Source organism: Mucilaginibacter sp. FW306-07-L, assembly GCF_058782065.1.
This window is the reverse complement of record NZ_JBYSXI010000003.1, coordinates 175453-185064: the sequence shown is the minus strand read 5'-3', so window position 1 is coordinate 185064 and position 9612 is coordinate 175453. Positions and strand designations below refer to the sequence as shown.

Below are 9612 nucleotides of genomic sequence, written 5' to 3'. Positions count from 1 at the left end.
AGAACGTGTTACAGCATCGGACAACCTATTATAAAGTATGAAAACTTACTATCTGTCTATACAATTGTACACCTTTCAGGACAATTGTATGACAGTGTATTGTTCGGATAAGCGCTTGCTGTTATCCCCCCATAAAAATCTTAAAAAAATATTTTTTGACCTTTTGAGGCGACAGGTTGTAATACAAATTTATACAACATTGTATGCTATTAATTGCACTATTCGCTTCAAAAGGCTGGTTTTAATTCTTTTTTTACAGATCGGGTTACCGGCTTGCCGGGCTCCATTACAGGGTTTGGCCATTTGGCATTGTATTGGAATAACATCAATCACAAAACGTCAGCATTATGGTTGTCAACGGGAATAAAAACAATGCGAACGCCGAAGAGGAGCAAAGTTGGGAAAACCCCACTAACCCTGAAAAGCCGGCCGACTCACGTGACCAGGAGCAACTGGAACGTCAGCTTAAAGAGGCCGAACGCAGAAAAGACAACCTGAGTAATGAAGACGAAGAGGAACGAACAAAAAAGAACTAATTAACTGACAACAAAAATATTCAACTTATGAAAACTTACAGAAAACCATCAACAAGCAAACTGGTAGCCAAGTTTGATAACGAGTTAAAAGCGCTTTTAATGAGTGATCTGAAAGCGATCAAACAAGCGAAAAATCAATTTGTAAACAACGGCTTATCAGCTGCCTAATAAATAAAGTATTCAACCTTAAATCATCTACCCATGAAAAACATAAATACTAAACCGGCAACAAGCAAATTAGCCGCTAAATTTGATAGCCAGCTACGTGAAATGTTAATGCAGGATCTGCAGGCTTTCAGAACCAAGCACCCTAAAACAAGCAACAACCAGGAAACCGAACAACGCAACTTGTCGGCTGCCTGATCATCATATACATCTACCTATAAATTGTTTTTTCACATCACCTATGAAAAACGCAGAGCCTTGCAATTGTTGCAGGGCTCTACTTTTTTGCGGTGTATTTAATGATGAGTGCCGCCGTTTTGGCTGAAGCACCCGGTGTGCCCATCCTTTCGTCAAGCAAATCGTAATTATTCAGCATCTGCTGCCGGTAAGCGTTATCGTTCAGCAAGCGGTTCAGTTCAGCATATATTTCCTGCGGATTGCATTGCTGCTGTATCAGCTCCCGTACTACCGGTTTGTCCATGATCAGGTTTACCAGCGATATGAATTTTATTTTGATCACCATGCGCGCTATGCCGATGGTAACGGCGTTGCCTTTATAAACCACTACCTGCGGTACATTGAACAGGGCGGTTTCTAAAGTAGCCGTACCTGATGCTACAACAGCCGCCTCGGCGTGTTGCAGCAGATCATAAGTAGCGTTAAATATAACGGGTATGTTATGGCCTTTTAAGTAAGGCTGATAATAGGCCTCATTGAATGACGGCGCCCCGGCGATCACCAACAGATGGCCGGGAAAACGTGCCTGCATAGCCACCATATCGGGCAGTAAATGATTGATCTCCTGTTTACGGCTGCCGGGCAGCAAGGCGATTATGGGCTTGCCCTCCAGGTTATTATCCTGTAAAAAAGTAGCCGATGGTTTAAACGCGGCGGCGGCATCAAGTAAGGGGTTGCCTACGTAATCAACCTGCATATTCCAGCTCTTGTAAAAATCGACCTCAAACGGCAGAATGCAAAACATGTGGTCTACCATTTTTTTAATGTTGAGCACACGCTTTTGGTTCCAGGCCCAAACTTTTGGGGATATATAGTAGCATACCAGCAAACCATTCTTTTTGGCGTACTCGGCTATCTTCATGTTAAAGCCGGGGAAGTCGATCAGGATTAGCACATCCGGCTGCCAGTCCGTGATATCCTGCTTGCACTGCTTCATGTTTTTGAGGATGGAGCGCAGGTTAAGCGCCACTTCCACAAAGCCCATGTAAGCCATATCGGCATAATGTTTTACCAGGGTGCCACCTTCGGCCTGCATCAGGTCGCCGCCAAAATAACGGAACTCCGCCTGGGCATCCTGCTCTTTAAGTGCCTTCATCAGGTTAGCTCCATGCAGATCGCCCGAGGCTTCGCCGACTACCAGGTAATACTTCATACGGTAAATATCAGCAATTAATCGTTAAACTTCCAGCTATTCAACACCGGTATAGCGTGGTGGGCGGTCATGTCAAACTGTACGGGTACTACCGATACATAGCCATTCTCCAAAGCCCAAACATCGGTATCCTCACCCTGATCATTCAGTTGGAAAACCCCGGTTAGCCAATAGTAGGGGCGTTTATGCGGATCCATGCGCTCATCAAATTCCTCGGCCCATTTGGCATTGGCCTGGCGGCATATCTTTATTCCTTTTAACGGCGTAGCCGGAAAGTTCACATTAAGCAGGGTAGCTGCAGGCAAGCCATGCTCCAATACTTGCAGGGCAATTTGCTTTACATATTTAACGCAGGGTTCAAAATCAGCCTGCTGGGTATAATCATCCAGTGAAAAACCTATGGATGGGATGCTTTCGATAGCGCCCTCAACCGCGGCCGACATGGTGCCCGAATATAAAACGTTGATGGAGTTATTTAGTCCGTGATTAATTCCGGATACACACAGATCAGGCTTTTTACCTTTAAAAACCAGGTTTACGGCCAGCTTAACGCAATCAACCGGGGTGCCCGAGCATTTGTACATCTCGATGCCTTCGTACAGGTCTTCCTTATCAAAACGCAACGGCTTGCCAATGGTAATAGCATGCCCCATGCCCGATTGCGGACTATCAGGCGCAACAACCACTACGCGGCCAATATCATTCATGGCATAAATAAGCGCCTTAATGCCCGGCGCGGTGATGCCATCATCGTTCACTACCAATATGGTTGGCTTATTCTTTTTCATAGGCTGCAAATCTACTATTTAATATTGACTCGCTTCCGCGCGCGAAGCAAAGCCGAGTTGAGTCAGCGGAATTTTTTTACCTTTGCCGCATGGCATCCATCAAACCATCCGTACCAAAGGGTACCCGTGATTTTTCTCCGGCCGAAATGGCAAAACGTAACTTTATTTTTGATACCATTAAGTCGGTTTTCCGTAAATATGGCTATCAGCAAATAGAAACCCCCGCTATGGAGAGCTTAAGCACATTAACCGGAAAATATGGCGATGAGGGCGATAAGCTAATGTTTAAAATTTTGGATAATGGTGATTTGATTGATTCGTCATTATTACAACAATTTGCTACGCTTACAAATTCATTGAAGAAAAGTGGATTGGAGTTAGGAATAAAGCCAACTGATAATGAAATTGGGTACTCATATAAAGATCAAGCAATAATATACAGTCCTGTCAATGCTAAGTCATTACAAGAAGCGTATATTACAGTAAGTAACAATGAAGATGAAATTGGAAAACTGAATAAGGAAACTAATCAAAAACTAATTGAAAAAGTTTCTGGAAAAGCCCTGCGTTACGATCTCACCGTTCCATTTGCACGCTATGTAGTGCAGCATCAAAATGATATTACCTTTCCGTTTAAGCGTTTCCAGGTGCAGCCGGTTTGGCGTGCTGACAGACCGCAAAAAGGGCGTTACCGAGAGTTTTACCAGTGTGATGCCGATGTGGTAGGCTCTGACTCGCTGCTTAACGAAGCGGAGTTTGTACAGATTTACGATGAGGCTTTAAGCAAGCTCGGACTGAAAGATTTTACCATCAAGATCAATAATAGAAAAATACTATCGGGCATCGCCGAGGTTATTAATAAAAGCGATAACATAATTGACCTTACCGTTGCCATTGATAAGTTGGACAAGATCGGACTGGATGGAGTTACCGCTGAATTGATCACTAAAGGCTTTACCGAAGAAGATATTGAAAAGCTAAAGCCGGTTATCTTGCTGCAAGGCTCGAATACCGAAAAGCTGGCCAGCCTGCGCGAAGCACTGGCCACATCAGCAACCGGACTTAAAGGTTGTGATGAAATTGAAACGGTATTGAATTTTATTAATGCCGCGCCGCTACAAAAAGCTATGCTTGAACTGGACATTACCCTTGCTCGTGGACTAAACTATTATACCGGCGCTATCTTCGAGGTTAAAACAAACGAGGTGCAAATGGGCAGCATTGGCGGCGGCGGCCGTTATGATGACCTTACCGGCATGTTCGGCTTAAAAAACCTTACCGGCGCAGGCATCAGTTTTGGTGCCGACCGTATTTATGATGTAATGGAAGAGCTCAATCTTTTCCCTACTGAGGCGGTGCAAAGTACCAAGTCACTGATCTGTTGTTTTGATAAGGATGCCGAAGCATACGCCTGGCCGCTATTACAGCAACTGCGCGCGCAGGATATCAAGGCTGAACTTTACCCGGCCGGTGCCAAAATTAAAAAGCAAATGGATTATGCCAATAATAAGCAGATAGCTTATACCATATTAATTGGCAGTGAGGAAATTCAAAGCGGGCAGCTTGCCTTTAAAAACATGATCACCGGCGAACAGCAAAAGCTAACCGCCGGTGAAATTATTGAGGCGTTAAAGCAGGCCTAAGCCAGTTTTAACGTTTTGTTACGATTTCTTTTTACCGCCCAATAGTTCGGCAAGCTTTTCGTCAAGGTCGTCGCCGCGCAGGTTTTTGGCGATGATCTTACCATCAGGCCCTATCAAAAAGTTTTGCGGGATGGAGCGCACGCCGTAAAGCCCGGCGGCTTCATTGTTCCATGATTTAAGGTCGGATACCTGGGTCCATACCAGGCCATCCTGTTTGATGGCTGCCAGCCAGGCGGCCTTGGCGCTTTCCGCATCAAGCGACACGCCTAAAACCGTAAAGTTTTTATCCTTATATAAGTAATAAGCCTTAACTACATTCGGGTTTTCCATACGGCAGGGTTTGCACCATGAGGCCCAAAAATCAATCAATACATATTTTCCTCTGAATGAGGTTAGGCTTACCGGCTTGCCGTTCACATCATTCTGTGTAAAATCAGGTGCTACGGCACCAATGGCAGTGCTGCGTAAACCCTCAAGCGCGTGCTGAATAGCTTTGCCGCCGCTTGAGTTCTTTAACTCATCGCTTAACTTGCTGAACAAGGGTTCAATCTCTGATGGTTCCGGTGATGGGCCACCCAACGAGCTTACCGCCAGCAGGCTGATAAAACTGCCGGGATTTTCAGAAATGAAATTTTTCATTACCGATTTTTGCTCGGTTTGCAGTGCTTTGTATTTGGCCTGCATACTGTTTTGAAAAGATGCCGAATTTTTTTGCTGCTCAGTAGCGGCTGCGGCTTCGGCATTTATTTTTTTAGCCTTTTCGTTGATAGGCTTCAGCAGGTCAACCAGCTTTTTATTATCATCATTTACCTGGGAGCCGTTGATGGTGGCTTTGCTTATCGAGTCGGTACCTATAATGGTAAAGCTTTCCTTACTGATAAAAAATGGCAGCATCTCGGCGGTTTTTGATGCCCCGCCATCCGGAAAGTTCAGGTCAACATATCGGCTAAAACCCAGCCCCCGGCGATCAATAAATAAGGTAGCGTTGGTAGGTTCTATAATTCGCCCGTTAAACTCAAAGGTACCGTTGTTAATATTGGCCGAGTCGGTTATATTATTATCGCCTACGCGGTAAGCCAGGTAGGCTTTGGCAGGCGCATTTAGTTTGCCCAGTTTTCCGTTTATTTTAAAAGGCGCATCGCTTTGCGCAAAAGCCATTACCGGTAACAACAGGGCAGCGGCCAAAATAAATTTTTTCATTAACTGATTAACGTGTAAATACCGGCCTAATTGTATCAGGCCAGTTTTTGGTAAGTGCGCCACCACAAGTCGGGCATTTCGCCGGATACGGCGGTTTTATAATCTTCATAACGACAAGGCACCAAATGGAAACGTTCGTTCATGGAGCCATGCGTAGGGTAGGGCACCTGCATCCACCAGCGGTCGGATTTTTTGCTTTTTACAAATACCAGCTCATGGTCGTCATGCTTCAAACTGGTTTTGTAGATCAGGTATTGCGATTTGGGGTTCAGCGGGAAATCTCGCTTGCGGTTATAAAAGCCATCCACAAAACACCACACCATCTGCGCCAGCAGCATAGCGGTTTGGCCATTGCTGTCATAAGCGGGGTTGTACTCGTAAAAACCTATCGAGGTTAACTTATCATTAAAGCCGGCATACCGGCATAGCTGGCAGGCTTCCTCACCGTAAAAGCCGTTAGGGGTAGCGTTAACATTACCCATAGCCTCGGCCGAGCGTATGGCTGAAATATCAAAACTGATCATGTTAGCATTGCGGATGATGGGCTCGGTAACGGCAACCTGACTGCTCAGTTCACCCAGGCGGTGCACATCAAAATACAGTTTCTCCATTACGCGCAGGCTTTCCTGGCTTGTAAAATAGGTTTGATACCCCAGGTTGCTGAAATTGAACAGGTAGTTGGGCTCATGCAAAAATATTTTGCTGAGGTACGATGCCGATGTAGTTTCGATACTGCCGTGATGCGGATCATCCTCAATATCAAAATGCGAATCGATCACTACCAAGTCTACCTTCTGTTCCAGTTTCTCGTAGCCGAGATATTGGGCGTAGGTCAGATCCTGGCTGCCGCCGATGATCAAAGGCAAAATATCCTGCTTAATCAGTTCCTCAACTACTGTTTTAAGGGCGTAATAGGTATCGGTAACCGCCGCACCTTGCCTGATGTTGCCTAAATCAACAATCTTGGTATTGTAATTACCTTCATTAAGAATGTACAATTTTTCGCGCACATGATCCGGGCCATGCGAGCAGCCGTCGTTATTATCAGCATTACGCCCTTCCTGCACACCGATGATCGCAATGTCGATCTTTTGCTCCAGGTCAGGAAAATCAACCGAGTAATGTTCGATCTTGCTGCCTAACTGACTGGTGTAATAGCCCTTTTTCGGAGTAATACGTTTCAGGTCTATCGGTGTAAAAAAATCGGCTAATGACATATATTTTTAATGTGCGGATGTGCAAATGTGCGAATTTGTTTTTGAACGAGAATTTGTCTGAACCGGAATTTTTAGAATTAATGAATTGGCAGAATGCTAATCATCTCAAAATTCTGTTAATCCTGTAATTCAGGAAATTCTGGTTCAAGATAATTTCAGACAAATTCTGCTTCAGAATATTTTGCACATTTGCAATATGATCTTAATAACAGGTGCTACAGGTTTTTTGGGTGCGGAGGTTGCTTTGCAATTGGTAAGCCAGGGCGAACGAGTGCGTTGCACAAAACGTGTAACCTCGGTTATTCCCGAAATACTGAAGCCTTACACGGCACTGATTGAATGGGTGGTTGCCGATATACTGGATGTGTTTTCGCTGGAGGATGCTTTTGCCGGTGTTACGCAGGTTTATCATGCCGCAGCATGGGTATCGTTAAAGCAAAAGGATAAAAAACCAATGATAGCCGCTAACATTGCGGGTACAGCCAATGTGGTTAACCTATGCCTTGATAATAGGTGCAAATTAGTGCACGTAAGTTCCATAGCGGCATTAGGTTTGGCAAAGCCGGGAGAAGTTATTAACGAGAATACGCATCTGGATGTAAGTACCGAAACGGATGGCTATGCCATATCAAAGCTGGAAAGCGAGATGGAAGTTTGGCGTGGCATTGCCGAGGGGCTGGATGCCGTGATCGTTAACCCATCGCTCATTATCGGTATAAATGCAGGTGATGAAGGTACCGGCCAGATTTTTAACACGGTACGTAAAGGACTAAAATTTTACACCAGCGGCACCGCCGGGCTGGTGGATGTGCAGGATGTAGCCAAATGCATGATAGCCTTGATGAACAGCGATATTACTGCCGAACGTTTCATTATCAACTCCGAAAATATGGCTTACAAACAAGTGGTTCAGGAAATAGCTCAAGGCTACGGTATACCTGCCCCCGCAAAGGAAGCCAAACCCTGGATGATGAACCTGGCCTGGCGTGCCGCCGCGTTTGTTGCCGCCATTACCGGTAAAGATCCTTTTTTGGATAAAATAGCCGCGCAGTCAGCCGTTGCCATAAAGCAATTTGATAATTCAAAAATCAAAAAGGCGATCGGGATCGAGTTTAAACCGGTTAGCGAGAGTATCAGGGAGATTTGTGCTAAGTGAATTTAGATAAGGCCTGTATAAAGCCTTTTGGTATTAAGGCTTTATACAGGCCGGGAGTTATTTAGTAGGCGTAAAATTGTACGCCCTCATAAACATATGTGCCGGTGCCGTTTATAAATTCGTTTTGGTTTTTGGTATAAAAGTGATCTCCAGTTTGTGTGTTGTAATAGCCGTATACAGGTACAGCGCCATTTATTGCCGAAGCGTAAGCATAAAAAGCTATGCGTTCATAAACATAACCCGAATAAGAGCCTAAGTTTTTTGTATAATAATGATCTCCGCTATTTGAGTTGTAATAACGGTAAACGGGTGATGAGCCGGATATTTGACTTGTTGAGGCAAAAAAGCCTACACCTTCAAATAAGTATGTGTTATTGCTGCCTTGCGAAAGCTCGTAATAGTTGCTTGTATAAAAATGATCGCCATTACCTACATTGTTATATCTGAAAACAGGTGACATGCCTGTAACAGGCGGGTTTTCAGGATAAATAAATTGTACTGCTATTTTATCATAATCAGATAGCTGTGTAGCGCCGTAAGAACACTCTCCGCTATTCATTAACGAAACATAATCATAACCGGTAGGTGTACCTAATATATGGGTGGTATTATACTTTGCTCCATTACCTGTAGTGCCGGAGCTTGCATCGCCTACGGCAAACCAGTTGGTATGAGCCAACCCTATTGTATGCCCTAATTCATGGGTTACAGTACGCTGCCTCTGATCGAACGACATGCTTGCAGTAATTGCCAGATTGATCCATATTTGATTACCGGGTACTCCATTCATTGGATAATAAGCCGCACCGCATGTGTTTGAACCCAGGGCGCCATTAGTAATTGTAACGTTAGGCAGCGCGTATGGCACACCCTGGCCATTATGTATAAAAAACTTTACCCTGCAGTTAGGTACATTATTCCATTGCGTTATGGCCGAATTTATTTCGTTTACATAACTACTCATTGAAGGGTCAATTTTGATAATAACGCTTGATAAAAGGCCTAAGTAATTTTGTGATCCATATTGATCTACACGCAGCTTGGATGCGTTTTTCTTCAGCATTTCGGTAACCTGTTTCTTTGAAAACAAAATATCTTCATTAACAAGATAATTTTCTCCGATATCCTTGATCTCTGATTCACGAAAGCCGAGAGATTTGATGTAATCAATTACTGTTGTAACCGGCTTTTGCGGAATAACATCCTTTTTAGCGGATTCATCCTTTTTACATGAATTAAGAATAAAAAGCATAAGGCATAACAATATGCCATGGCGTAATAACTGGTTTCTCATAATGATAATGTTTAAATTGAAACCAAATATAATCAATCATACCATATTTTTTTATAGTTAATAAATAATTTAAAGGAAATATAACTGATGGGATTTTATGCAATTACTGTTTGTTAGATGCAACAGCTTATTTTAATTTTTTAATATAAAAGCTACTCATTCATTAAGCCCCGTTGTTAACTACTAAAATATTTTCAATCAGGCACTTGTTAATAAAAAAAAT

The 9612-nt window shown here is 43.7% G+C and carries 10 protein-coding genes; 5 read left to right on the top strand and 5 right to left on the bottom strand.

The annotated features are described in order from the left end of the window. Positions 1 to 347: 347 nt before the first annotated feature. The 3 genes from AC3WJC_RS15930 to AC3WJC_RS15920 are packed head-to-tail and all read left to right on the top strand — an operon-like array spanning position 348 to position 899. Complete coding sequence (locus AC3WJC_RS15930; protein WP_492400107.1) at positions 348 to 536, top strand: hypothetical protein; 189 nt, start codon at positions 348 to 350, stop codon at positions 534 to 536. Positions 537 to 563: 27 nt separating this feature from the next. Further along, positions 564 to 704, top strand: coding sequence for a hypothetical protein (locus AC3WJC_RS15925; RefSeq protein WP_492400106.1), 141 nt, complete (start codon positions 564 to 566; stop codon positions 702 to 704). A gap of 33 nt (positions 705 to 737) precedes the next feature. Further along, positions 738 to 899, top strand: a complete 162-nt coding sequence (locus AC3WJC_RS15920; protein ID WP_492400105.1) for a hypothetical protein — start codon at positions 738 to 740, stop codon at positions 897 to 899. A 79-nt stretch (positions 900 to 978) separates the two neighbouring features. Here the strand turns inward: AC3WJC_RS15920 and lpxB are convergent, their stop codons facing one another. Together lpxB and surE are read right to left on the bottom strand one after the other, a co-directional pair. Then, the gene (lpxB, locus tag AC3WJC_RS15915) at positions 979 to 2091 is read right to left on the bottom strand and encodes a lipid-A-disaccharide synthase (RefSeq protein ID WP_492400104.1); all 1113 of its coding nucleotides are present in this window, start codon (positions 2089 to 2091) and stop codon (positions 979 to 981) included. Positions 2092 to 2108: 17 nt separating this feature from the next. Continuing rightward, entirely contained in the window at positions 2109 to 2879 is a 771-nt protein-coding gene (surE, locus tag AC3WJC_RS15910) for a 5'/3'-nucleotidase SurE (RefSeq protein ID WP_492400103.1), read from the bottom strand. Between the two features lie 89 nt (positions 2880 to 2968). Here surE and hisS point away from each other — a divergent pair, with 89 nt between their 5' ends. After that, a complete protein-coding gene (gene hisS, locus AC3WJC_RS15905; protein WP_492400102.1) occupies positions 2969 to 4522 on the top strand; it encodes a histidine--tRNA ligase in 1554 nt (517 codons plus the stop codon). Between the two features lie 18 nt (positions 4523 to 4540). On the opposite strand, the gene AC3WJC_RS15900 is transcribed toward hisS, so the two are convergent. Together AC3WJC_RS15900 and AC3WJC_RS15895 are read right to left on the bottom strand one after the other, a co-directional pair. Beyond that, positions 4541 to 5722, bottom strand: coding sequence for a redoxin domain-containing protein (locus AC3WJC_RS15900; protein ID WP_492400101.1), 1182 nt, complete (start codon positions 5720 to 5722; stop codon positions 4541 to 4543). Between the two features lie 35 nt (positions 5723 to 5757). Continuing rightward, entirely contained in the window at positions 5758 to 6939 is a 1182-nt protein-coding gene (locus tag AC3WJC_RS15895; protein WP_492400100.1) for a formimidoylglutamase, read from the bottom strand. Between the two features lie 196 nt (positions 6940 to 7135). On the opposite strand from AC3WJC_RS15895, the gene AC3WJC_RS15890 reads away from it, so the two are divergent. After that, positions 7136 to 8095: an NAD-dependent epimerase/dehydratase family protein gene (locus tag AC3WJC_RS15890; RefSeq protein WP_492400099.1), complete on the top strand. Its 960-nt coding sequence runs from the start codon at positions 7136 to 7138 to the stop codon at positions 8093 to 8095. A gap of 61 nt (positions 8096 to 8156) precedes the next feature. On the opposite strand, the gene AC3WJC_RS15885 is transcribed toward AC3WJC_RS15890, so the two are convergent. Further along, positions 8157 to 9389 carry a M57 family metalloprotease gene (locus AC3WJC_RS15885; protein ID WP_492400098.1) on the bottom strand — a complete coding sequence of 411 codons (1233 nt, stop codon included), beginning with the start codon at positions 9387 to 9389 and terminating at the stop codon, positions 8157 to 8159. Between the last annotated feature and the right edge of the window lie 223 nt (positions 9390 to 9612).

Excerpts from the sequence above, each read along its gene's own strand:
- AC3WJC_RS15920 (WP_492400105.1), top strand. The coding sequence starts at position 738 with ATGAAAAACATAAATACTAAACCGGCAACAAGCAAATTAGCCGCTAAA.
- lpxB (WP_492400104.1), bottom strand. The coding sequence starts at position 2,091 with ATGAAGTATTACCTGGTAGTCGGCGAAGCCTCGGGCGATCTGCATGGA.
- AC3WJC_RS15890 (WP_492400099.1), top strand. The coding sequence starts at position 7,136 with ATGATCTTAATAACAGGTGCTACAGGTTTTTTGGGTGCGGAGGTTGCT.
- AC3WJC_RS15925 (WP_492400106.1), top strand. The coding sequence starts at position 564 with ATGAAAACTTACAGAAAACCATCAACAAGCAAACTGGTAGCCAAGTTT.
- AC3WJC_RS15895 (WP_492400100.1), bottom strand. The coding sequence starts at position 6,939 with ATGTCATTAGCCGATTTTTTTACACCGATAGACCTGAAACGTATTACT.
- AC3WJC_RS15900 (WP_492400101.1), bottom strand. The coding sequence starts at position 5,722 with ATGAAAAAATTTATTTTGGCCGCTGCCCTGTTGTTACCGGTAATGGCT.
- AC3WJC_RS15930 (WP_492400107.1), top strand. The coding sequence starts at position 348 with ATGGTTGTCAACGGGAATAAAAACAATGCGAACGCCGAAGAGGAGCAA.
- hisS (WP_492400102.1), top strand. The coding sequence starts at position 2,969 with ATGGCATCCATCAAACCATCCGTACCAAAGGGTACCCGTGATTTTTCT.
- surE (WP_492400103.1), bottom strand. The coding sequence starts at position 2,879 with ATGAAAAAGAATAAGCCAACCATATTGGTAGTGAACGATGATGGCATC.
- AC3WJC_RS15885 (WP_492400098.1), bottom strand. The coding sequence starts at position 9,389 with ATGAGAAACCAGTTATTACGCCATGGCATATTGTTATGCCTTATGCTT.